We start from the raw sequence: 22,291 nt of genomic DNA on the forward strand, positions 1-22,291 counted from the left end.
CCCCGGCGCCGTCCCTGTTTGCCGTCACTGCTTGAGAGTCTGGATCTGCTTGCTGGCGTCGCCGTTGCCGGCCTCCAGGGCGAAGCGCTCGGCCAGATGTTCGGCCACGCGGCCGCTGACAAAGCCGCGGATGTCGCCGCCCAGACGCCCGATCTCCTTGACGAAGCGGGACGAAATGAACTGGCTCTTCTCCGAGGCCATCAGGAACATGGTCTCGATCTTCGGGTTCAGGCGGGCGTTCATGCCCGCCATCTGGAACTCGTACTCGAAGTCGGAAACCGCCCGCAGGCCGCGGATGATCACGGTGGCGTTCACCTCCACCGCGAAATGCATCAGCAGCGTGTCGAAGGCCCGCACCTCGATGCTGGCCCCGGCGTTGTTCAGGGCGGTCACGTCCTCCCGGACCATCGCCACCCGCTCGTCCGTCGAAAAGAGCGGACCCTTGCCGGCGTTGCGGGCAACGCCGACGATCAGATGATCGACGAGGCGCGAGGCCCGCTGGATGATGTCCATGTGCCCGTTGGTGATCGGGTCGAAGGTGCCGGGATAGACACCGATGCGGCGCTTGGCCATGGGGAGTACCTTCCGCCTCTTCTTATTCGATCGTGTCACCGGGCGTATCGCCAGGACCGGCATCATCCACAGTCGTATCGTCCACGGGCGCGTCATCCACGGAGGCCGTCCCGCCACCGTTCAAACCACCGTTGCCGTTCCCGTTGGTGTCCTCGTCCTCCGCGATGGATGCGACGGACACCACCCGCTCGTCCGCGCCGACGCGGAACAGCGTGACGCCCAGCGTCTTGCGGCCCGCGATGCGCACGTCGTGGATCGGCATGCGGATGACCTGACCGCCGTTGGTCACCATCATCACCTGATGCGAGTCCTCCACCGGGAAGGCCGCGACGATGGAGCCGTTGCGCTCGCCCATCTCCATGTTCCAGATGCCCTGGCCGCCGCGGCCGGTCACCCGGTACTCGTAGGAGGAGGTCCGCTTGCCGTAGCCGCGCTCGGTCACGGTCAGCACATACTGCTCCAGGCCCTTCAGCTCCTCGTAGCGCTCCGGGCTGAGCGTCACGGCCTCGGTCGGCACCTCGTCGGCCTCCGGCGCCGCATCGCCCTCCATGTCCACGCCTTCCTCGCGCTTGCGCTTCAGGAAGGCGGCGCGCTCCTCGGGCGAGGCGTCGACGTGGTGGAGCGTGGTCATCGAGATGACCTCGTCGCCGTCGGCCAGACGGATGCCGCGCACGCCGGTCGAGGTGCGGCCGGCGAAGACGCGCACGTCGGCGACCTCGAAGCGGATGCACTTGCCGCCGCCGGTCGCCAGCAGGACGTCGTCCGCCTCCGAGCAGGTGCGGACGGCGATCAGACGCTCGCCCTCCTCCTCCAGCTTCATGGCGATCAGGCCGTTGGAGCGGATGTTGGCGAAATCCGACAGCCGGTTGCGCCGCACGTTGCCCTTCGAGGTGGCGAAGACGACGTGCAGGTCGGCCCACACGGCCTCGTCCTCGGGCAGCGGCAGGACGGTGGTGATGGTCTCGCCGTCGATCAGAGGCAGCAGGTTCACGAAGGCCTTGCCGCGCGCCTGCGGGTTGCCCAGCGGCAGACGGTAGACCTTCAGCTTGTAGACCATGCCGCGCGACGAGAAGAGCAGAAGCGGCGTGTGGGTGTTGGCGACGAACAGGTCGCTGACCGCGTCCTCCGCCTTCATCGACATGCCCGACCGCCCCTTGCCGCCGCGCTTCTGCGCGCGGTAGGTGGACAGCGGCACGCGCTTCACATAGCCGGATTGGCTGACCGTGACGACCATGTCCTCGCGCTGGATCAGGTCCTCGATGTCGGCCTCGAACTCCAGCTCCTGGATCTCGGTGCGGCGCGGGGTGCCGAACCGCTCCTTCATCTCCACCAGCTCGTCCCGGAGGATGCCGAGCAGCTTCGCGCGGTTGGCCAGAGTCTCCAGGTAATCGGCGATCTGGTCGGTCACATCCTTCAGCTCGGCGCCGATCCTATCGCGCTCCAGCCCGGTCAGGCGGTGCAGGCGCAGGTCCAGGATGGCGCGGGCCTGCTCCTCCGACAGGCGGTAGGTGCCGTTCTCCGACACGCCGCGGCCCGGCTCGTCGATGAGCGCGATCAGCGGGGCGACGTCCATCGCCGGCCACTCGCGCTCCATCATCTGCTCGCGCGCCCAGACGGGGTCCGGGGCGCTGCGGATCAGCGCGATCATGGCGTCCAGGTTGGCGACGGCCACGGCCAGACCGACCAAGGTGTGGGCGCGTTCGCGCGCCTTGCCCAGCAGGAACTCGGTGCGCCGGGTGATGACCTGCTCGCGGAACCGGACGAAGGCCGCGATGATGTCCTTCAGGTTCATCAACTCCGGCCGGCCGCCGTTCAGCGCCAGCATGTTGACGCCGAAGGAGGTCTGGAGCTGGGTGTGGCGGAAGAGCTGGGCCAGCACCACGTCGGGCATGGCGTCGCGCTTCAGCTCGATCACCACGCGCACGCCGTCGCGGTCCGATTCGTCGCGCAGGTCGGAGATGCCTTCGATCGTCTTGTCGTTGACGACCTCGCCGATGCGCTCCATCAGCTTGGACTTGTTGACCTGGTACGGGATCTCCGTCGCCACGATGGCGAGGCGGTCCTTGCGCACCTCCTCGATCTCGGTCTTGGCGCGGATGATGACGGAGCCGCGCCCGGTCATCAGGGCCGAGCGGACGCCCGACCGGCCGAGGATCATGCCGCCCGTCGGGAAGTCCGGGCCGGGCACGACCTCCATCAGCTCCTCGACGGTGACGTCGTTGTTGTCGATGTAGGCGCAGCAGGCGTCCACCACCTCCCCCAGATTGTGGGTGGGGATGTTGGTCGCCATGCCGACGGCGATGCCGCCGGCGCCGTTGACCAGCAGGTTCGGGAAGCGCGCCGGGACGACCGTGGGCTCCTTGCCCGAATCGTCGTAGTTGGCCTGGAAATCGACGGTGTCCTTGTCGATGTCGTCGAGCAGCGCCTCCGCCGCCTTGGCCAGCCGCGCCTCGGTGTAGCGCATGGCCGCGGGCGGGTCGCCGTCCATCGAGCCGAAGTTGCCCTGCCCGTCGATCAGCGGCAGGCGCATCGAGAAGTCCTGCGCCATGCGGACCATGGCGTCGTAGATCGCGCTGTCGCCGTGCGGGTGGTATTTACCCATCACGTCGCCGACGATGCGCGCCGACTTCTTGTAGGGCTTGGTCGAATCGTACCCGCCCTCCTTCATCGCGTAGAGGATGCGGCGGTGCACCGGCTTCAGCCCGTCGCGGACGTCGGGCAGAGCGCGGCTCACGATCACGCTCATCGCGTAATCGAGATAGGACCGGCGCATCTCGTCTTCGATGGTGACCGGCGCGATGTCGGAGGCGGGAGGAAGGGGCGTCGTGCTCAAGGAGACAAACTCATTCTACGGGCTGCGGCGATGCTCGGTGTTCAACGCTTGCTGTTCAACGCTCAAGGTCAACACTTAAGGTTCAACGGGGCACGTCCGCACGGCCCTTCGGGCCGCTGCATGTAATATAAGAATTCCTATCAGCTTTCGCATGTGCACACAACGCTCCGGCAATCCCACGATTTCTGGCCTTTGCAGGTCAATGGCCTCCAGCCTTTGCAGGCCGGGGGCGGCTCAACAGCGCGAAGCGCAGCGAAAGGATGGTCACGGATACCACACTGGCGATCAAAATTCCCTCAAAAAGACCACGCGCGCCGCGGTCCAGCCCGAAGGCGAGCAAGGCCGACACCGGAATCATCACCACCGCGTAGGAGATGAAGTGCAGCGCGGTGGGGACCCAGGCGTCGCCGCGCCCGCGCAGCGCGTTGGCCATGACCACCTGCCCGCCGTCCGCCACCAGAACCCAGGCGGTGAAGGCAATCAGCGGCGCCACCGCGGCGATCAGCTCGGGGTCGGCGCTGTAGATCGCGGCCAGAGGCTCCGGCATCCAGCGGTAGAGCACCCCGACTCCGGCCAGGATCAGGCTGGTGACGCCCAGCCCGGTCCAGCCGGCCAGCGCCATGTCCAGCGGGTCGCGCCGGCCATAAGCCACCCCCACCCGCACCGCCGTGGCCGAGGCCAGCCCGACCGCCGCCATGAAGGGCAGCGCCGTCAGGTTCAGCCCGACCGTGTAGGCGCCGAGCGCCAGCGGCGAGATCATGCCGGCGAACAGGCCCAGCGTGGCGAAGGCGCCGCTTTCCACGCCAAGGCTGACCCCGGCGGCGTAGCCGAGATGGCGCTGCCTGCGGCTGCCGCTCCACCAGTCGCGGACGGGGTCGCGCACCGCCCAGCGCGCGTGGTCGCTCATGTGCCAGGCGTAGAAGGCAAGACCGAGCCCCATCCCCCAGCGCACCGCCGTGGTTGCCCAGGCCGACCCGACCGCTCCCAGGGCCGGGAAGCCGCCATGCCCCCAGACCAGCATCCAGGCGAGCAGAGCGTTCAGGAGATTGCCGAGGATCATCGCGACCATGCCCGGCACCGGCCTCTTGAGCCCTTCCAGGAAGAAGCCGGTGGCGACGTACAGCATCATGCCCGGCATGCCGTAGCCGAGAACCGCCATCACCTGCCCACCGCCCGCCGCCAGTTCCGCCGACTGGCCGGTCAGCCGGAAGAAGGGCTCCCCGGCCAGCGAGGCCAGGGCGAAGAGGATGCCGAGCAGCAGCGCATAGGGAATCGCCCGGCGCCAGATGCGCCCGCACTCGGCGTCCTGACCGGCGCCAAGCGCGTGGGCGGTCACCGCAACCACCCCCATCATCAGCCCCACGCCGGTGGTGACCAGCAGATTGGCCGGCAGATGGGCCAGCCCGTAATAGGCCAGCTCCTGCGCGCTGTAGCGGCCGACGATGGCCGTATCGACCGCCATCATGACGACCAGCCCGGCGCGCGAGACGATGACCGGGGCGGCCAGCCGCAGCAATTCGCCGGCATGGGTGCGCAAACGGTCGGCCAGGAGAGGGGTGGGAATCGCGTGGTCGGGCATGATCGAACTGTCGGTCGCTTGTGTACGGTTGTCACCGCCGGTGGCGGAACCGGCCATCTTGACCTTGCGGCGTACCACGTCAAGTGGCGGCTTATTGTCCTTCCGCCCTGTTGCAAATCCGCCGAATGGGCCGGAACCAACGCCGGTGGCGGCGCGTTGACGAAGCAACAGCATCCACTGAGGAGTTCGGGATCATGAGCCGCGCCATGCCGTTCCCCGTCCGCCAGATTGCCCTCGCCAGCTTCGTCCTGACCTTCGCCGCGCTCCTTGCCGGTTGCAACACGATCGAAGGGGCCGGGCAGGATGTCCAGGCCGGCGGACGGGCCGTCGAACGCGCCGCCGAGTGACGCGCGCCCCCTTTTCAACCACGAAAGAGACACCCGCATGAGCGACCCCATGCATCCGGAGCGCCCGACCGAGGTGCCGCCCCCGAGCAACCCGAATCCTCCGCAGCCGGACCGTCCGACCGCGCCGGACCCCTACCCGGTTCCCGAGAATCCGGACACGCCGCCGGAGATGCCGCCGCCGGCGGATCAGCCGGTTCCCGGCATGCCGTCACCGACCCAGGCGTAAGGCGCCGGGCGGGTCGACGGTCAGCGATACGCCGTTTCAGGAAAGGCCGGTGCCCCAGGGCATCGGCCTTTTTCCTTGTTCGGGTTTCGATGAATCGAAGTCGAAGATTCGAATCTTGAAACAACACCGAAACACATGGGCAACAAGCATCAAGGGACCGTGGCAAAATTTGGCGCCGAGACGTTAAGTGTTTTTTTACCTTTCCCTTTACCCCACCTTAATGTTAACGATTTGTTAATCATTGAGGAGGGGCAACCATGGCCAGGTTTTCGGGAACCAACGCCGCCGAACGCTATCTCGGCACCGACTCCGCCGACACGGTCTATGGCAATGGAGGAAATGATTCGCTCTCCGGAGGTCTCGGCAACGATTTTCTGGATGGTGGGCTCGGGAACGACTGGCTTGGCGATCCCTACGCCGGCGATCCGGGCAACGACCGCATGTACGGGCGCCAGGGCGACGACCAGCTGTTCGGCGGGGCCGGCAACGACTGGCTGGACGGCGGATCGGGCAACGACACGGTGAAGGGCGGACGCGGCGACGACACGCTGGTGGGCGGAACCGGGGACGACTGGCTGATCGACACGCTGCGCGACGACGGGTCCGACATCTTCCTGCCCGGAGCCGGCAACGACCACATGGTGAGCTACCGCGACGGCGCGACGGACATCTTCCGCTTCGACGTGGCGCCGGGCGGCTTCGGCACCGACGACATCGCCTATTTTGAAGCGGGGGTCGACCGCCTTGAGTTCCGCGGCTTCTCCGCCGCCGACCTGACCGTCTCCACCACCGCCACCAGCACGGCCTTCGGGTTCCGCGACGGGTCGTCGCTGACCGTGGACTCGGTGGGGTTGGTGTCCGGCCGCGACTATGTCTTCACCTGACTTGATGTTCGCCTGATTGGCCCCCTCACCTGAAGGAAGTACCGCAGGCATGAGGGACTGATGGCGCAAGGGGCGTGGCCGGGTTCGGCCGCGCCCTTTTCCGATCCTCCCCGCGACCCCTCCGCTCCGCTGCCGCGTTATAGCCTTGCCCACGCGACGGAGGAGCCACGCATGAACCATCGACGCTTCACCCCCCGCCCCGCCACCCGGCTGCTGGCCGTCGGCGCCCTGGCCGCGCTCGCCGCCTGCGCGGAAACCGGTGCCGCGCAACGCCCCATGGCGCAGATGTCCCCCTTGGAACTGGTCGGGCTGACGGTGCAGTCCATTCCCGAAAACCGCATCCTGGGTGCGGTGGAGGACGTCGTCCTCACCCCGGCCCGCGAGCCGGTCCAGCTCGTGGTGGCGAGCGGCGCGCCGGTCCATCCGGTGAAGCGCCATGTGACGCTGGACTCCGGGCAACTGCGCTACTCGGAAGAGCGGCAGGCGCTCGTCCTCACCGGCATGAGCGCCGATCAGTTCGACGCCCTGTTCGCCACGCCCGCCGCCATGGCTCCGGCCCTTGCCCCCACGCCCGGCAACCCGGCGGACGCCACCAACTGGAATCGCGCCACCGCCCCGCGCTGATCGCCCTTTCGGCCAGACCGTGCGGGAAGGCTCCGGTGACGGGGCCGCAGGGTCTGGCCGGCGCTCATCTTTTCGCCTTTTTTATGTTATGATATAACGTTACTTTTCTCCGGTGTTGTTTGGCGGCATGCGGCAACGGAGTGACGATGATCAAGGGCATGGATGCGCCGGGCGTTCCGGCGGGCTTCGAGGCGGCGCTGGACCTGGTGCGGTCACTGTGGGCCGACGGACGGCACAAGGGCGTGCCGGAACGGCTGGTCGCCTGGGCGATGATGGTCGAATCGGTGGACCGCCTCGCCGCCCTGCACGGCCCGCAAGCCACGGCGGGTCTTCTCGACCGGTTGAGCCAAGCCGTTCTGGACACCCCTCCGGGCACCGGGCGGGCACCGCTTCAATGAGCGGCGTGACCAACAACCGCTTCTTCGGCGCACGGTCCTGGCGGGAGGCAAAGCCGGTCGTCCTGCACCCACGCTTCTTCGACGGGTTCCGGGATTTCCTCGACGGGCGCCCGTTCGATTACCGTGGGCTGGACGGCTGGCCGCTGCTCGACCAGCACCGCTACGAGAATGGCCGCGAATTGGCCGCGGAATGCCGCGCCGCCGGAATCGCCGTCCGCTGGGGCGACCGCACGCGCATCCCGCGCGGACTGAAGGAACTTGTTTCCGGGCGCGCTCGGCGTCGCGCGAATCCTCGGATGGCCCCTAGAAGCGCAGGCCGGCCGCGGGATTGTCGATCTGGTTGAGCGGGCAGCGGCAGGTCGGGCAGGATTCTGGGAAAGGAGCGTGTTGCGCTGCTCCTCCGTCAGCGAGACGCCGGCGGCCTGCACCGCCTCGTCGATCATCCGGCGATGATAGGCGGTGGCGCCGCAGCCCTCGTCCAGCACGCCCTTCAGGTCGTCGTTCGGAATGACGCGGAACGCCGCGGCGGGACCCGACAGGGTGGCCGCGCCACCACCGACCGCGACGGCTGCGAGGGCACGCAGGATGTGACGGCGCCGGGGGGCCATGGCTGCTCCTGGGTCGGAAGAACGCTCGCCGTGGAATCTCGGTTGACGGGCGTTCCCCGTCAAGCCCGGCCTGGGCGGTTCCGGCGAAGACTTTTCTGTGATCGGAACCGGCCCGGGACCGGACGGGAGGGAGACACGACATCCCCCTCCCCACGGTCACCCGTTCGTTCAAAAAGGTTATATATACCCAATGATTGTAAATTTTTTATAAGAATCTGAATTTCAATGATGTCTTAGCGTTCCTACCCACAGCGTGATCGGATTTGTAAAGTTTAATGCCATTCCGGCATGAAAATCTTTACAATAGACGCTCGCGGCGAGTCGGATCTTTGATCCGACTCGCCGCGAGCGTAAGGGGAGCACGAGGGGACACCCTCGTTTTGCTGCAAGCAAAGCAAACCCGAGAGCCGCCAGGAGGGATGGACTCCTGCCTTCCTAAGGTTCATCCGGGACTAGGCGCAACCGCCTCATTTTTTCGAAGGTAATCGGGGGCCCCGCCGGGTCGCTCTTGTTTGTCCTGACATACGCTTCCTGTTTGCAACCACCGCGTCAAGAATGTCCGCCGCCAAGCGGCGATCAGCTTCATCGAGCAGTGACAATGCGTCCAGGAACCTCTTCTTCTGAAGATCGGCTTCCTGCGTGAACGGCACCTCGAAAAAGCTCGCGACGGGCACATCCAGTTCACGAGCAAACGTGATCAATGTGTCCACCGAAGGGCGGGAATGCCGGTTTTCTATGTTGGAAACAGCTTGGGTCGATAGACCCGCACGGGAGGCGAGTTCCTCTTGGGACACTCCCCGCGCCTGCCGAAACTCCCTCAATCTTTTAGCTATGATGTCGTGCATCCCCGCCCCCGTCGGCGACGGAGTATCAGCCGGAAGGGTCAGCTTGACCATAAACTGCTGGTGTATTATTTATCCACTAACAGAGTGGTTTGGCTGCTTGCCATTGTCAACATTTCGCACCGTTCAATGAAGGGCGATGGGTTCCGCCACGCGGTATCTATCCTTGCGCATCAAGGAGAAAGCGAACCCTTCCGGATTTCGATAGCCGTCAAAGACAGAGGAGGCACTGAATGCACGTTTCCTACGACGCCTATATTCAGAGCGGCGCTTGGCGATCGAATCCGGCCAGGGAACAGGAGCTTCAGCTTGCGGGACATCGCTGCCGGTTGTGTAACCGAAGCCATCCGAAGGTGAGGCTTGAACTCCATCACAGAAGTTATGCCCGCTTTACGCGCGAACTCGCGGAAGACCTGACGACACTGTGCTCCGAATGCCATGAGTTCGTTACCGAATGCCTTCGTCGGCGCCGGTACGCTGAGTCAAGCCGTCCATCGGTGCCCGATGTGAGGACGCCCAACCCGCGGCCGCTTCGGGACCCCTTCCTGTGGGGCGAGCCATGATGGATCAGGTTGCCAAGATGCGCCTGCATCTGGTTGGCCAAGCTGATCTGGTGATGAACTCGTCCAGGTTGGTGGACCCACTCGAACCGATTGTTCAACAGTTGCGTCTTCTCACCTCGAAGAGAAAGAAGACATTGGCGGACCATGAGCGTATTGCCGAGGTCGAATGGCATGGGGCGCTCTGGGCGTCCGAAGGGCGACCCTGCCTTTTGGCGGACGCGGTCGAGTCGTGCTTCGTGGATGCCGCTCGGAAGCTGCGACTGGGCGAAGTGGCCAAATCCGCTTTGGTGTGCCTCCGGCATTCGCCATTGCTCTACGACGGACCAGTGGACGCGGCGGCCCTTTGGAACGACCCGCGTTTCCGACTCCGGAAGGCCGTGGCGGTCAACGGCAGGCGCGTTATGAGGACGCGCCCAAGGTTTCCGCAGTGGGCCGCCGAGGTGACCGTCAGCTACCTCCCGGGGCTGCTCGACAGGGAGCAGGTGGTGCGGATCTTCGGTATCGCGGGTGACCTGGTGGGGATCGGTGATTGGAGGCCGCGCTACGGACGCTTTCGGGTCGAGATGCTTGAAAGCTCCTGAGAACAAGCTAGGCAAGCCACGGCAGAGCCAGTCAAGGCGAGGCTAGGCTTGGGCGGGAGGGGCGCCCTGCCCCTCCCCATCTCTCGACAGTGGAGTGTCCCATGCAGATGAAACCGATCATGCTTGGCGACCGTCACCGACGCGGCAGCGGCTGGCTGGTCATCTCGGAAGGCGCGGTGCGCGCCGTTCTCACGCCTGGTGAGGATGGCGTGTATTTCGGATTCGCCTGTGATCAAAGGGTCCGCCCGGAGAATGGCTATGAGGTTTTCAGCAGCCTTGACGAAGCACAGCATTGGATGACGGCTCGATTGGAGCCCCGGTCCCCTTCTACGCCCAAGACACCGGACAACGGAGAACCTCCTTGTTCCCCAACCGACTGACGGCCCCTTCTGATGAGCGTTCAGCGGCTTGAGGATCATAGGGCCGCTCGGAATAATTGGATAACGGGCGGATCGCGATCCCTTGGCGCGCATACCACACCCTTCCTGTGCTCGCTGTTATGAGAGGGCGTTATGACTGAGCGTCCTGGGAATGAATCAGGCGTGGGATCTGAAGCGCCGGAATGTGAAAACCTACTCGGCCTCTGGCGCGTCCGGCGGCCTTCAGTCGACGCGCAGGTCCGCTTGCGGACGGCATTGGTCGCTGAGGCGCGCGTCAGGCTGGACGAGGTGTCCGCGGCTACACGGGGCACGCTCTCCTCCCTCCTTCCCCGATGCGAGAGCGGCGACCCGTGGGCATGGATGCTCCTCTTCCCGCTGGTCAGAGAGACGTGGGGCCTCCCCGGCGACCAGAACCGCTGGCCGGAGATCGAGAACGGCTGTCTCGTGCTGGCGTCGCGCGCCGTCCCCCTCGCCGACTTGGTTCTCACGATGCGCCTTCACCGGGATGTCCAACACCCCCCGGACGACGCCGGAACCGACGGAAACAGGGCCGAAGCCGCGTTGAACGCCAGGTTGGAGCGCCTCCGCGTGCGCCTGGCCCGGTTCGCCGACCCGGCCGACATCGCCTCCGGGCTCGGCCTCGACATTTTGCTGGCGCCTCCTGCGGTCGACAAAGCGGCGGACGCCGTGCGGAGCGAGGAGGACCGTCAGGACGGCCCGGCCATGCGCGTGCTTCTGGCCAGCCCGCCGCCCACCGGTGACCGTGACTTCAGGCCCATCCTGGACAGGATCAGGACGACGCTCGACGGCGAGGTTCCGCTGGCCCCGGCGCCCGACCCCGACGACCTGTGCGCCGCGCTGGAACGGGAGTTCCCGTGGTTCGGCGCGGTGGTCGAGCGCGTCCACGACGACCTCCTGCTCGGCGCCCGCTGCGGCCGGACCTTCTTCGGGCTGTCCCGCCCGTTGTTGCTCGCCGGTCCGCCCGGCGTCGGGAAGACGCGGTTCGCCCACCGCCTGTCCCGGCTCGCCGGACTGCCGATGGGCATGGTCAACGCGGCGGGGGCGTCGGACAACCGGCTCCTCCAGGGCACCGCCCGAGGCTGGGGAACGGTGACGCCGTCCCTGCCGGTCCTGCTCATGCTCCGGGACAGAATGGCGAACCCGTTGGTTCTGGTGGACGAGGTGGACAAGGCGGGCGGCAGCGACCGGAACGGCCGGTTGCACCACACGCTGCTGTCGATGCTCGAGCCGTCCTCGTCCCGGCGCTGGCCGGACGAGGCTCTGGCCGTCGCCGTCGACCTGTCGCGCGTCGTGTGGCTGCTGACGGCGAACGACACGGGGGCGATCCCGGCGCTCCTGATGTCCCGGCTGGCGGTGGTCGAGGTCGGGACTCCGCGGGCGCGCGACTTCGACGCGCTGTTCGCGGGATGCTTGGCCGACGCGGCGGACGACTACGAGTGCGCCGTCGCGGTGCTGCCGGAGATCGACCCGACGGCGCTGGACGCGATGCGCGAGGGGTTCGTCCGCGGGCGCCTGCAGGCCCGCCAACTGGCCGCCCTGATCCGGCGCGCGCTGGTCGCCGGAGCCAAGGCGGAACGGAAGCTGCGGTGCTGAGCGCCCGCCCCGCTGGTGCTCAGCCTGCGGGCCGCCCACGACGATCAGGCGTCTCCGCGACCTGGGCGGCTCGCCTCCAGATCGCCTTGCCACTCGACCGTACCGTGGAGCGCCAGGGTCTTCTCCTCCTGCTTGAGGCGGATCAAACGGCGAAGCGCCTCCTCGACGACGGCCTCCTTCGTGGTCAGTCCGGTGGCCGCCATCGCCTCGGCAATCAGAGCATCATTGATGTCGATATTGGTGCGCATGTCGCACTCCCTGATGATGACATCCAACTGTTCTCACGTTCGATGCGATCCTTCGTGCTCGTGCCTTCCATCGCAGCAGGAGAGCGGTGGCAAGAAACGCTACCAGCATGATCGTCGCCGGACATCCTATACCGGATCAGTGGCCCATTTGTCGGTGCCCCGTGGGTCCGTGATCCATCTGGTCATGACCCATGGCGCCGTGGTCCATCGTGCCGTGCGCGCCGTGCATGGACATGCCGTGGACCATGGACGGGTCCAGCTTGATGGCGCTGGCGTCGCCGGGGTAGCGGTCGACGACGCTCTCCAGGAGCCCGATCTCGTAGGTCTGGTCCCGGACGATGTCGTAGTTCATGGTGCGCAGGAAGCTGTTCTCGCCGTTCGGGTCGGCGTTGTAGTCCCGCGCCATGTCGAGCGCGCCCTGGTGGTGCGCGATCATCGCCTTGGCCCAGCGGACGTCGTACTCGTCGACCGCGCCGGATGTCGTCCAGAGGTCGAGCGCCGTCGGCGGCGGCGCCTTGATGTAGGACAGGCGGTGCTCCAGCCCCTCGGTGGCGACCGGTCGCCGGACGAGCTTGGTCGAACCGAAGTCGGCCAGCACCGTCGGCGGCTGCTCGACCTGGCGCTTCACCTCGTCGAGCACGGCGATCTCGTACTCCTGGTTGGCGATGATGGCGCCCGCCATGCGCCGCAGCACCGGGTTCCGGCCCTTGGCCAGATACTCCTCGGACATCGTCAGCGCACCCGCGTGGTGCTCGCGCATGCCATTCACGTAGTCGAGGTCGGCCTTCACGACCGCGGAGGCGACCGCGCCGCCCGAGACCAAGGCGAGCTCGTAGACGGCGGTCTCGTGCCAATCCCCGCCGCCACCGCCGTCGGCCATGACCGCCGATGCCGCAGAGAGCGCCAGGACCAGAGCCAGGGCGCTGCCCAGGAGGGCATTTTTCTTCGTCAACATGGTGCGTCTCCTCAGGCGATCGGCGTGGCGTCGTAGCCCGCGTCGGCCAGCGTGCGGACGATCAGGTCGGCGCCGACGTCGCCGTCGACGGCAAGGCGTCGGTCGGGCGGGTCGGCCTGGATGGCCGTGACGCCGGGGACGGCAGCCAGGGCTTTGCGGACGGCATTGGCGCATCCGCCGCACGTCATGCCGGGAACGGTGAACTGCAACATCGGTATCCTCCTCGACGGGGTCCCTCCGGACCGCTCCGGTTCGTCTCTGGAGGCCAGCCTCCACCTTCCAGTCATTGGAATGTCAATCACCTTCCTGCCGCATTGCGGCTGCGCAACGCGCAGCCCAGGCATGTTATCGCAGCATCACGGCGGACGGGTCACCCTTGGTCGCCCGGCGCCCGGCGCCCGCGACGGGACGATGAACTCAGTACGGGTTGCAGGAGGCGCACAGGATTCGCGTCCTTGATTGCTCCCCGGCCATCCGGTGATCTACCCTGTCCGAATGGGGATATTCAGTGGGGAAATGGTCTTGTCCGACGCGATGCGCACTCTGATCCAGCGGTGGCGGGAGGACCCGAACGCCACGTACCGCTCCTGGTTCCTGTGGGAGGAGCGGGTGAAGAACTTCCGCTCGATCCGCCGCGGCATCCAGCAGGTCGTCGCCGACATCGAGGCCGGGACCTTCGGCAACGCCTACCGCGGCTCGTCGCTGGAGACGGTGGTCCACTCCATCGCCGAGCAGCGCCAAATCTTCAAGGGCGCCGACCACGCCTTCCTGTGGAAGCCCAAGCTGCGCATCCCGGACATCTACGAGAACCCGGACAACCAACGCGCCTTCGGCCGCCTGCTCGACACGTGCGTTTGCTGCAACGCCGAGGCCCAGGTCCTCGCCGCCATCCGGCAGATCGACTCCAAGCAGATCAAGGGCCTCGGTCCGGCCGTGGCGAACCTGCTGTACTTCCTGCACCCAACCATCGTGCCGCCCTTCAACACCGCCATCGTGAACGGCTACAACGCTCTGACCGGCGCCAAGGTGAAGCTCGGAAGGTGGGACGAGTTCCTGGCCATGCGCCAGGGCATCCTGGCGCTCAACGCCCAGCACCGCGACCTGCTCTCCAACGACCTCGGCGCCGTCGGCGGCCTGCTGTTCGACGTCGGTTCGCGCCGGTATGCCGCGCCGCCGCGCGAGGACGACGCGACCGCCCGGGCCGCCTGGGAGGCGGACTTGGCCAAGGTCCGCGAGGAAAGCGCCAAGGCGACGAAGGCGGCCGCCGCCGAGCGCGAGGGCGACCGCACGCACACCGAGATCCAGGGCTGGCTGCGCGACCTCGGCAGGGCGTTGGACTACGACGTCTGGATCGCGTCGAACGACCGTGGGCGGCCTTACGACGGCGGAAAGCTCGGCGAGGGCTGCCTTGAGCGCCTGCCGGGGGCGATCGAGAAAGCCCCCGGTGCCGACGCCGTCCGGCTCATCGACGTGCTGTGGCTCGACCGCGGGAAGGCGCACGTCGCCGCCGCCTTCGAAGTCGAGCACTCCACCTCGATCTACTCGGGCATCGTCCGCATGCTCGATCTCGCGCTCGGCGGCGACGCGCACGCACTGGAGGGCCTGTTCCTGGTGGCGCCGAACGGCCGCGAGGAGGAGGTCCGCACCCAGCTGGCCCGGCCCGCCTTCTCGCGCGTGGCCGACCTCAAGGTCCGCTACCTGCCGTACGGGGAACTGGAGTCGCACCGGGAGTCCATCGCCCGGTTCGGAAGCGGCATGAAGGCCATCCACGCCATCTCGCGCACGCTCGTCTGAGCGGCGCTGGCGGGACACGCGCCACGGCGGCTTGTTGAAGAGGCAGGGGCCCCGGGGGTGCCCCTGCCGGACCATTTCCTCCCCGAGAACGATGGCTTCCGCAGTAGGCGGATATGGCTTACCCGTTCCACGAATCCGCGACCGTCGAGGTGGCCATGGCGCCAGAGCAGCTTTTCGAACGCCTGGACGACCACACGCGGCTCGCCGCGCACATGGAGAAGCCTTCCATGATGACGCTGGGCGGGCGCATGACCTACGCCTTCGACGAGGACAAGGGGCGTGCTGTCGGATCGGTCATCCGCATGAGCGGCCGTTTCCTCGACATCTCCCTGGGCGTCGACGAGGTTGTCACCGAACGCGATCCGCCGCGGCGCAAGGTGTGGGAGACCATGGGGCGCCCCCGGCTTCTGGTCATCGGTCCGTACCGCATGGGCTTCGAGATTGAACCCAAGGGGGACGGTTCGGCGCTGCGCGTGTTCATCGACTTCTCTCGCCCCGCATCGCCGGACGGGCGCATCCTTGGCATCCTGTTCGCCAGGACCTACGCCCGCTGGTGCGTGAGGCGCATGGCGGCCGATGCGGCGGACCTTGGTCGGATCAACCGGCCAACCAATCTGTGAGAGGTCGAGGAACAGCGGTTGGACGTCGACGCGATTGGTCCGGACCCGAACCCCACGCGCGCGCACTTCGGGCACCGGTTTGGCTGCTTTCCCCTTGTGCGCGGCCCAAATCGCGTCGATCCCGTGGTCCTCGACCGCTTTCTTCATCCTTGTCAGGGCGTGGTCCGAGTAGGACGGGAACTTCATGCTGCCGTGCTGGAAAACGTGGCAGCACTGGGCATCGCCGTCGATCCCGCACCATTGCCGGACCGCGTTGGCCTTTGGCGGCGTCAGCCCGCTCTTCGCCGCCAAGTCTGTGGCGCTCATCTGGAATCGCTTGCGAAGGTCGACCTCCCGGACGGCCCCGTCCTCTGCCGGATCGTCGCTCGCGATCAGCCTGACCGAAAGAGTTGAACCCCGTCATGGCAGTTCGAAGCGAGGCGATCGCCTTCAGCTTCAAGGCACCCTCCTGGGAGTGGACAACGGCGGAATGCCATCCTGGATGCCTTTATACTGTTGCCCAGTCGTTAACTGCGGTCGCGGGTGCTGTAATACCCGGTGCTGTTCCGACGTCCATCAAACGGCCCGCGCTCTCGCGTGCCGCAAAACGGGAGGAGAAGCATGTTGAGGAACATCGCCTTGGCCACCATCTTCGCCGTCGCCCTCACCGGCCCGGCGCTCGCCAACAGTTGCCCCAGGCACATGGCCGCCATCGACCAGGCGCTCGCGGCCAATCCGAAGCTGGACGCCGCGAAGTTGGCCGAGGTCAAAAAGCTCCGCGCCGACGGCGAGGCGCTCCACAAGCAGGGGAAGCATGCCGAGTCGGAGGCAACGCTCGCCCAGGCCGAGAACCTCCTCGGCATCAAGAAGTGACATCGGGCGCCACGGGGGCTGAGCAATGCCCTCACCCCCGCGGCGTCGTGCGCAGCGACTCAGCCCCTACGCGCCTTTCGGCCGACAGCGAACAGCATCCCGGCGAGCACCAGAAACACGATGGCGCCGCCGCCCCAGACCCGGACGTAGCCGGGCATCCCGAGGCTGGGGACGAAGGCGTAGACGGCGGCCAACCCCGCCCACACCGTGACGATGGCCAGGGTCAGCCAGAGTTCGTCGTTCTTCATGGCTTTTCTCCCGCGCTCAGTGCCCATGCCCGCCGCCGATGGCGATGATCGGCAGGGATTGGATCAGCTGGAACGCGACGATGGTGAAGACATACATGGCGGCGACCAGCGCGGCGACCGACACCGGCCCGGTCCACGCGGGCGCGGCGCCGACGCCGCGCGCCCCGGCCTGCCAATCGACCACGCGAACCTGTTCAGCCGTCGCGCGCCGCGACAGCAGCGTGCGCACGACGCCGTAGACGGTGACCGAGATGGCCACGGCGAAGACCGTGGCGCCAACGCCGACCAGGGCCATCAGCACCGGCCACGCCGCGGGGGCCATGCCGCCGTAGCTCACGTCGAACACCCGGCGCGGCACGCCCATGAACCCGGCCGTGATGCCCGCGGCGCCGAAGATGACCAGACCGATCGTCACCAGCAGGGGCATGCGCCTCAGCACCGCCGGGCGCCACAGGCTGCCGCCGCTCAACGCCGGGAGCATGACCATCATGGCGGCCAGGAATGTCTGGGTCAGCACGCCGACCGCGAAGAAGTGGAAGTAGCCGGGCACGAAGAAGGTGTCCGACAGCATCGGCGCCAGTTCGCCCTGGATCAGGACGAAGGCGAAGGTGATGCCGACCATCATGTTCGCCACCGCCCAGCCCAGGTTCGTCATGGCCGGGTTGTCCCACGGCAGCCCGCGCATCCAGCCGAAGAAGCCGGTGGCGCCGCGCGCCCGGGCGCTGGCCTCCAGCGAGGAGACGATGATGGCGAAGGCCGCCAGCGTCGGGACCGAGACGAACAGCGACAGCAGCGAGCCGACGACCCGCACGCCTTCGGACAGGTTCGGCTCCAGGAACATGTGGTAGAGGCTGGTCGGCGGCACGAAGACCAGATACGCCGCGAAGACGACCTTCGACATCCTGGCGCCGTGGATGGACGTCACGCCGGTCAGGTGCTCGGTCAGCACGTACCACACCAGCACGGTCGCCATCAGCGGCAGGTAGTGCAGGTTGTGGAACAGGATGTGCCACTCGGTGCCGTGGTCGGCCGGGAACGGCCCGGCGCCCAGCGACCACAGCACGCCCGGCAGGAAGGCGTTCGTCGCCGCGATGGCGCTGACCACCAGGAACCCCGCCCAGGCGAACAGCGCGAAGCCGATGGAGGTGAATGCGTCCGCCTCGCCACGCAGCCGGGGCTGGAACACCGTCGCGATGCCGCTGACCGCCGAGGCGACCAAGCCGCCGGAGAGCAGCAGGTAGCCCAGCGCGAAGAACCCGACCGAGCGCGGATCGTCCGCGGCGAGCTCCGGGCTGCCGTCGTAGAGCAGCGGCGTGCCGGTGTAGGAGATCCATTCGCTGACACCGAAGCCCGCCAGCATCAGCGCAGCACCCAACCAGGCGAACGGGCGCAACGCCAGCCCGCATCCGTTCTCGGCAGCGGCGAGCACGAGCAGGAGGGCCGCTTGGATCAGGTACAGCCAGTAGAAGAACACCGACACGCCGTGCAGGGTGAGCAGGCGGTAGGCGTCGTCGGGGAAGAAGGTCAGCGCACCGGCACGGGCCAGTGCGGTCACAAAGCCTCCGATCAAGCCCAGCACCAGCGCCAGCAGGGCGGCACCGAACAGCAGCTTGAGGAGCGCCTTGTCGGGCGTCGGCAGGGCTTTGATGCGCGCCGCCAGGGCGGGCTTGGAGCCGACCGGGGCGACGTTCGTTGAGATGGTATCCATGGTGGGTCCTCCCCGGGTCACGCGACGACGATGCGGCCCTGCATGGCGTCGTGCGCCTGGCCGCAGTAGACGGTGCAGTACACGAGGTACTCGCCCGGCTTGGTGAAGGTGATGACCTGCGCGGTGACCGTGTTCGGGCGGAGACGGATGATCCGGCTGGCGGCTCCCAGCTGGATCGACGCACCGTGGGTGATGTCGTCCGCCATCATGCGGAACCGGTACGCCTGCCCGGCCTTCAGCCGCAACATGTCCGGGCTGTAGGAGAACTTCTGGGCCATCAGGTAGACGTCCACCGGCTCGCCTCCGGCGTCATGGCCGTGGTCATGCCCCTCGGCGGCGTGGCTGTGCGTGTCCTCGCTGGCGTGCGGGTTCACGCTACCGTCCTTCTGCGTGTAGCGTTGGACGAAGTAGTCGTGCTCGAAGCGGAACTCCTCGGGCGCCATGCCCGCCAAAGCCCCGTGACCACCGTGGCCACCGCCCTCGGCGGGTGCTTCGGCGGCGCCGTGGCCGCCATGACCGCCGCCGTGGGCGTCGGGTTCGGGGGCGGCCGCTTCCTTGTGGCCACCGAAGGGGAGCGGTGCGGCCCCGTAGGCCGCCCAGGCGCCGTACAGGGAGACGGCGCCGAAGCCCAGTCCGGCGATAAAGCCGCGACGGGTCGTGAAATGCCTCTCAGACATCGTGAGAGTCCTCTGGTCGCGTGGTCGGAATCGCTCGCGAACGCCGCCGGTCAGGCGGCGCGTGGCCGGGCATCCGACGCAGACGGCGTCAGGGCGCTCGGCCGGTCAGAGGACGGTCTTCGGAGGGGGCGTGTCCGGCGCGATGTCCCGAGCGTTCTGGGCGTAGTCGGGCCGCGGGTGCCAGGACGTCTCCACCATCGTCACCGCGACGGCGACGACATGGTGCGCCGGGGCTTCGGCCGCCGGGCAACACGGAGCCACGACCACGAGGGCGGCCTTGTGGGAGTCGCCGTGCGACGGGGCCGAAGGCGATGGCGTGTGATGGGAACGGTGGTCGATCGGCCCGCCATGGGCCTCCACATGCGCCATGGATCCGCCCGCCGCGCCCACCAGGAGCGCGAAGGCGAACGCCAGAACGGCGAAGATGTGGCCCAAACGCGTCATGTCTGCCATCGTCACCAATGACCCGGGACCTCCCAGGCCATGCCAAGCGTAGCCCCTATCATAGGTCCGGGAATTGATCGGCATCAACCCGGCGCCCGTGTCACGGTCCGGTAGTTGAAACGCCGTGGGTGAAACGTCACCGGGCGGTGGTGCCTTGCGCCTGCGGCAGGGCGGCGCCGGTGACCGGACAGGAGACGTGTTCGACTTTGTCCTTGACCTTCCAGCGGCTGGAAGGCGCAGGGTTCTTCCTGTGGCATCTCCGGCCCGGTCGAAGGTGCGGGGGACATTCCGACGCTTGGGAGGGATCGTTGCCGAAGCCATCTGTTGTTGCAGGGGCCAGGGAACGGTCGTAGGTTTCCATAGGGGTGCGGTGGGCACTGGGGTGCCGCACAGTTCCCACAAGATGAGGCAAACGCCATGTGGCGTGCGACGCGGTCGTCGGTGAGGAGGGTGGTGGTGAGCCTGCTGATGCTGGCCACGCTGCTCGTCTATGCCGCGCCGAGCCACGCCAACCTGGGGCCTCACCATGCGTCCCAGACTCCTCACGAGCACGTTCTGGTCGACGACCATGGCGAGGCCATCGCGACCGTCCCGGACCACGAGCACAAGGACGCTCCGTGTGGGGACCTTGGCCTGCTCGACGAAGGGGCCTGCTGCAGCGTCGCTCAGTGCGTCACCATGCACGGCGGCCTTCCCGCGGTGGTGGTCGAGACGTTCGTCCCGCGCCTGAACGCCTCCCTGCATCTGGCTGCCCTGGCCACGCCGGACGGCATCGGCATCGACCCGGCTCTCCGCCCCCCGCTCTGACCATCTGACGCCACGAGTCCGCCCGCGCCCGACCTGAGCCTCGGCTCGGCGAAGGACGCCGACTCCGGATTCGTGCGCTTGGCTTTTGCGTCCCCGGCGCTCCCGCGTGGAGTTCGTCCGGGATGGCATGAACCCAATGTTCAGATGGAGGACGCCATGTCGTCTCTCACCCGCAAGATGCTCCCGGCACTCGCGCTGACCGCCATGATGTCGGTCGCCCAGGCCCAGACCACCACCGACCAGGACCACAACGCCCATCATCCGGACGGTGCCGCGGCCACGACGCAGGCCCAGCCCGCTCCGACCCCGACCCCGACTCCCACGCAGCCGATCCCAGGCGCGAAGCCCGGCGCGCCCGGCAACGCACCGATGATGGGTCAGGGCATGGGCAGCGGCATCATCGTCCAGCCCGGCGCCCAGGCGCAGGGTGGCCAGCCCGGCATGATGATGAACATGGACCAGATGCGCTCGATGATGGGCGGCATGTCGGGCCAGCAGGACGGCCAAGCCGGGATGATGGAGCCTGGGATGATGGGGCCCGGCATGATGTCCATGATGCGACAGATGATGATGGGCCAGCAGGGCGGAATGGGCTCGCCCTTCGAGCACGTTGAGGGCCGCATCGCGTTCCTGAAGGCCGAACTCAAGATCACCGACGCCCAGGCGCCGCAGTGGAACGCCTTCGCCGACACGCTGCGGGCGAACGCCAAGGCCCATCGGGCCATGCACGAGCAGATGGCCATGGGCGGCATGCCCTCCTCCTGGCCCGACCGGCTCGCTTTCCAGCAGAAGGCGCTCGCCACCCGGCTCGACGCCCTGAAGGCGCTGGAGTCCGCCGCCAAGCCGCTCTATGCCGTGCTGACCGACGAGCAGAAGACGCTCGCGGACCGGCTGCTCCCCGGCCCCATGGGCATGATGTGAGGAGGCGGCCATGACGCACCACGAACACACCCATCACGCTCCCGAGCCGCAGGCGCGCACGCCCTGGTACCGGACCTGGACCGGCTTGGCCGGACTCGGCGCGACCGCCCTGGCGGCCGTGTACCTGTCGCTCTTCCACGTCGACCATGTGCTCGACGCACTTCCGCTTCTCGTCCTGCTGCTGTGCCCGCTGATGCACCTGTTCATGCACGGCGGCCACGGGCATGGCGGCCACGGCGGGAATGGTGACGCCGACCGGCCGACCAAGGGAGGCACGCCATGACGCACGAAGCCTCGGCCTATGGCCTGTGGGTGCTGGTCGCCCTCAACTCGGCCATCTTCATCGTCTTCGCCTTCAGCTTCGGCAAGCCGCAGTCACCGCGGGACTGGCGGTCCTTCGGGGCGTTCAGCGCCTTCATCGTGGCCCTGTTCACCGAGATGTACGGCTTTCCATTGACCATCTACCTCCTCTCGGGCTGGCTCCAGACCCGCTACCCGAGCCTCGACATCCTGTCCCACGACGCCGGGCACCTTTGGTCGACCGTCCTCGGCCTGGAGGGCAACCCACACTTCAACGTGCTGCACATCCTCAGCAACGTCTTGATCCTCGCGGGCTTTGTCCTGCTCTCGGCGGCCTGGAAAGTGCTTCACGCGGCGCAGAAGCAAGACCGGCTCGCCACGACGGGCGTGTACGCCCATGTCCGGCACCCGCAGTACATCGCTTTCATCGGCATCCTGTTCGGCTTTCTGCTCCAGTGGCCGACCATCCTGACGCTGGCGATGTTCCCGCTGCTGGTCCTGATGTACGTCCGTCTGGCCCGGTCCGAGGAGCGGGAAGCCCTCCGGGTGTTCGGCGCCGAGTACGAGCGTTACGCCGCGGTCACGCCGGGTTGGCTTCCACGTCTCTCCTCCCGTGGGCCGAACCACCCCAGAGTGGGAGGGTCGTTCGGTGCGTGATTCTGGGT

The 22,291-nt window shown here is 67.3% G+C and carries 28 protein-coding genes; 16 read left to right on the forward strand and 12 right to left on the reverse strand.

Annotated features, from left to right (window positions below; translation table 11 throughout):
* Positions 1-24: 24 nt before the first annotated feature.
* From coaD to TSH58p_RS22290, 3 genes are all read right to left on the reverse strand, one after another.
* A complete protein-coding gene (gene coaD, locus TSH58p_RS22280) occupies positions 25-573 on the reverse strand; it encodes a pantetheine-phosphate adenylyltransferase (RefSeq protein WP_109069548.1) in 549 nt (182 codons plus the stop codon).
* A gap of 22 nt (positions 574-595) precedes the next feature.
* Positions 596-3,406, reverse strand: coding sequence for a DNA gyrase subunit A (gene gyrA / locus TSH58p_RS22285; RefSeq protein ID WP_109069549.1), 2,811 nt, complete (start codon positions 3,404-3,406; stop codon positions 596-598).
* 199 nt (positions 3,407-3,605) lie between these two features.
* Complete coding sequence (locus TSH58p_RS22290; RefSeq protein WP_109069581.1) at positions 3,606-5,042, reverse strand: MATE family efflux transporter; 1,437 nt, start codon at positions 5,040-5,042, stop codon at positions 3,606-3,608.
* A gap of 137 nt (positions 5,043-5,179) precedes the next feature.
* Here TSH58p_RS22290 and TSH58p_RS22295 point away from each other — a divergent pair, with 137 nt between their 5' ends.
* The 5 genes from TSH58p_RS22295 to TSH58p_RS22315 all read left to right on the forward strand — a co-directional run bounded on the left by TSH58p_RS22295 (position 5,180) and on the right by TSH58p_RS22315 (position 7,464).
* A complete protein-coding gene (locus TSH58p_RS22295; RefSeq protein WP_109069550.1) occupies positions 5,180-5,332 on the forward strand; it encodes an entericidin A/B family lipoprotein in 153 nt (50 codons plus the stop codon).
* 37 nt (positions 5,333-5,369) lie between these two features.
* Complete coding sequence (locus tag TSH58p_RS22300; protein WP_109069551.1) at positions 5,370-5,558, forward strand: hypothetical protein; 189 nt, start codon at positions 5,370-5,372, stop codon at positions 5,556-5,558.
* Positions 5,559-5,815: 257 nt separating this feature from the next.
* Entirely contained in the window at positions 5,816-6,442 is a 627-nt protein-coding gene (locus TSH58p_RS34595) for a calcium-binding protein (RefSeq protein WP_109069552.1), read from the forward strand.
* A 171-nt stretch (positions 6,443-6,613) separates the two neighbouring features.
* Entirely contained in the window at positions 6,614-7,066 is a 453-nt protein-coding gene (locus tag TSH58p_RS22310) for a hypothetical protein (RefSeq protein ID WP_109069553.1), read from the forward strand.
* Positions 7,067-7,212: 146 nt separating this feature from the next.
* Positions 7,213-7,464 (forward strand): hypothetical protein, encoded by a 252-nt coding sequence (locus tag TSH58p_RS22315; RefSeq protein WP_109069554.1) that lies wholly within the window; start codon positions 7,213-7,215, stop codon positions 7,462-7,464.
* Here the strand turns inward: TSH58p_RS22315 and TSH58p_RS33310 are convergent.
* The gene (locus tag TSH58p_RS33310; RefSeq protein ID WP_158282584.1) at positions 7,458-8,072 is read right to left on the reverse strand and encodes a hypothetical protein; all 615 of its coding nucleotides are present in this window, start codon (positions 8,070-8,072) and stop codon (positions 7,458-7,460) included. The two genes, TSH58p_RS22315 and TSH58p_RS33310, sit on opposite strands and share 7 nt — an antisense overlap.
* A 467-nt stretch (positions 8,073-8,539) precedes the next feature.
* Positions 8,540-8,968, reverse strand: a complete 429-nt coding sequence (locus TSH58p_RS22325) for a helix-turn-helix domain-containing protein (protein WP_109070242.1) — start codon at positions 8,966-8,968, stop codon at positions 8,540-8,542.
* A 505-nt stretch (positions 8,969-9,473) separates the two neighbouring features.
* Between TSH58p_RS22325 and TSH58p_RS22330 the strand changes: the two genes are divergently transcribed.
* From TSH58p_RS22330 to TSH58p_RS22335, 3 genes are all read left to right on the forward strand, one after another.
* A complete protein-coding gene (locus TSH58p_RS22330) occupies positions 9,474-10,058 on the forward strand; it encodes a hypothetical protein (protein ID WP_109070243.1) in 585 nt (194 codons plus the stop codon).
* A 101-nt stretch (positions 10,059-10,159) separates the two neighbouring features.
* Entirely contained in the window at positions 10,160-10,438 is a 279-nt protein-coding gene (locus TSH58p_RS33315) for a hypothetical protein (protein WP_146205874.1), read from the forward strand.
* A 588-nt stretch (positions 10,439-11,026) separates the two neighbouring features.
* The gene (locus TSH58p_RS22335) at positions 11,027-12,052 is read left to right on the forward strand and encodes an AAA family ATPase (protein WP_158282609.1); all 1,026 of its coding nucleotides are present in this window, start codon (positions 11,027-11,029) and stop codon (positions 12,050-12,052) included.
* Positions 12,053-12,096: 44 nt separating this feature from the next.
* On the opposite strand, the gene TSH58p_RS22340 is transcribed toward TSH58p_RS22335, so the two are convergent.
* The 3 genes from TSH58p_RS22340 to TSH58p_RS33320 form a co-directional block, all read right to left on the reverse strand.
* The gene (locus TSH58p_RS22340) at positions 12,097-12,300 is read right to left on the reverse strand and encodes a type II toxin-antitoxin system VapB family antitoxin (RefSeq protein ID WP_109070273.1); all 204 of its coding nucleotides are present in this window, start codon (positions 12,298-12,300) and stop codon (positions 12,097-12,099) included.
* A 136-nt stretch (positions 12,301-12,436) separates the two neighbouring features.
* Positions 12,437-13,255, reverse strand: a complete 819-nt coding sequence (locus tag TSH58p_RS22345) for a DUF305 domain-containing protein (RefSeq protein ID WP_109070245.1) — start codon at positions 13,253-13,255, stop codon at positions 12,437-12,439.
* 11 nt (positions 13,256-13,266) lie between these two features.
* Positions 13,267-13,467 (reverse strand): heavy-metal-associated domain-containing protein, encoded by a 201-nt coding sequence (locus TSH58p_RS33320; protein WP_145623648.1) that lies wholly within the window; start codon positions 13,465-13,467, stop codon positions 13,267-13,269.
* 322 nt (positions 13,468-13,789) lie between these two features.
* On the opposite strand from TSH58p_RS33320, the gene TSH58p_RS22355 reads away from it, so the two are divergent.
* The 4 genes from TSH58p_RS22355 (at position 13,790) to TSH58p_RS22365 (ending at position 16,521) form a co-directional block, all read left to right on the forward strand.
* Positions 13,790-15,049, forward strand: a complete 1,260-nt coding sequence (locus TSH58p_RS22355; protein WP_371732459.1) for a type II restriction endonuclease — start codon at positions 13,790-13,792, stop codon at positions 15,047-15,049.
* A 113-nt stretch (positions 15,050-15,162) separates the two neighbouring features.
* Positions 15,163-15,669: an SRPBCC family protein gene (locus TSH58p_RS22360; RefSeq protein WP_109070247.1), complete on the forward strand. Its 507-nt coding sequence runs from the start codon at positions 15,163-15,165 to the stop codon at positions 15,667-15,669.
* Positions 15,670-15,687: 18 nt separating this feature from the next.
* A complete protein-coding gene (locus TSH58p_RS33325; RefSeq protein WP_146205876.1) occupies positions 15,688-16,062 on the forward strand; it encodes a hypothetical protein in 375 nt (124 codons plus the stop codon).
* Positions 16,063-16,269: 207 nt separating this feature from the next.
* Entirely contained in the window at positions 16,270-16,521 is a 252-nt protein-coding gene (locus TSH58p_RS22365; RefSeq protein ID WP_109070248.1) for a hypothetical protein, read from the forward strand.
* Positions 16,522-16,580: 59 nt separating this feature from the next.
* Here the strand turns inward: TSH58p_RS22365 and TSH58p_RS22370 are convergent, their stop codons facing one another.
* From TSH58p_RS22370 to TSH58p_RS22385, 4 genes are all read right to left on the reverse strand, one after another.
* A complete protein-coding gene (locus TSH58p_RS22370) occupies positions 16,581-16,769 on the reverse strand; it encodes a hypothetical protein (protein WP_109070249.1) in 189 nt (62 codons plus the stop codon).
* Positions 16,770-16,785: 16 nt separating this feature from the next.
* Positions 16,786-18,477, reverse strand: coding sequence for a cbb3-type cytochrome c oxidase subunit I (locus TSH58p_RS22375; protein WP_109070250.1), 1,692 nt, complete (start codon positions 18,475-18,477; stop codon positions 16,786-16,788).
* A 17-nt stretch (positions 18,478-18,494) separates the two neighbouring features.
* Positions 18,495-19,154 carry a hypothetical protein gene (locus tag TSH58p_RS22380; protein WP_109070251.1) on the reverse strand — a complete coding sequence of 220 codons (660 nt, stop codon included), beginning with the start codon at positions 19,152-19,154 and terminating at the stop codon, positions 18,495-18,497.
* Between the two features lie 105 nt (positions 19,155-19,259).
* Positions 19,260-19,598 (reverse strand): hypothetical protein, encoded by a 339-nt coding sequence (locus TSH58p_RS22385; protein ID WP_109070252.1) that lies wholly within the window; start codon positions 19,596-19,598, stop codon positions 19,260-19,262.
* A gap of 417 nt (positions 19,599-20,015) precedes the next feature.
* Here TSH58p_RS22385 and TSH58p_RS22390 point away from each other — a divergent pair, with 417 nt between their 5' ends.
* The 4 genes from TSH58p_RS22390 (at position 20,016) to TSH58p_RS22405 (ending at position 22,283) form a co-directional block, all read left to right on the forward strand.
* A complete protein-coding gene (locus TSH58p_RS22390; RefSeq protein WP_146205877.1) occupies positions 20,016-20,405 on the forward strand; it encodes a hypothetical protein in 390 nt (129 codons plus the stop codon).
* A 156-nt stretch (positions 20,406-20,561) separates the two neighbouring features.
* Positions 20,562-21,326, forward strand: coding sequence for a Spy/CpxP family protein refolding chaperone (locus TSH58p_RS22395; protein WP_158282610.1), 765 nt, complete (start codon positions 20,562-20,564; stop codon positions 21,324-21,326).
* A gap of 10 nt (positions 21,327-21,336) precedes the next feature.
* On the forward strand, positions 21,337-21,609 hold the full coding sequence (locus TSH58p_RS22400; protein WP_109070254.1) for a DUF2933 domain-containing protein: 273 nt from the start codon (positions 21,337-21,339) through the stop codon (positions 21,607-21,609).
* Complete coding sequence (locus TSH58p_RS22405; RefSeq protein ID WP_109070255.1) at positions 21,606-22,283, forward strand: isoprenylcysteine carboxylmethyltransferase family protein; 678 nt, start codon at positions 21,606-21,608, stop codon at positions 22,281-22,283. The genes TSH58p_RS22400 and TSH58p_RS22405 overlap by 4 nt, the downstream gene beginning before the upstream one ends.
* Positions 22,284-22,291 lie beyond the last annotated feature (8 nt).

The sequence above is a fragment of the Azospirillum sp. TSH58 genome, from assembly GCF_003119115.1.
In the GTDB taxonomy this organism is placed as follows: Bacteria; Pseudomonadota; Alphaproteobacteria; order Azospirillales; family Azospirillaceae; genus Azospirillum.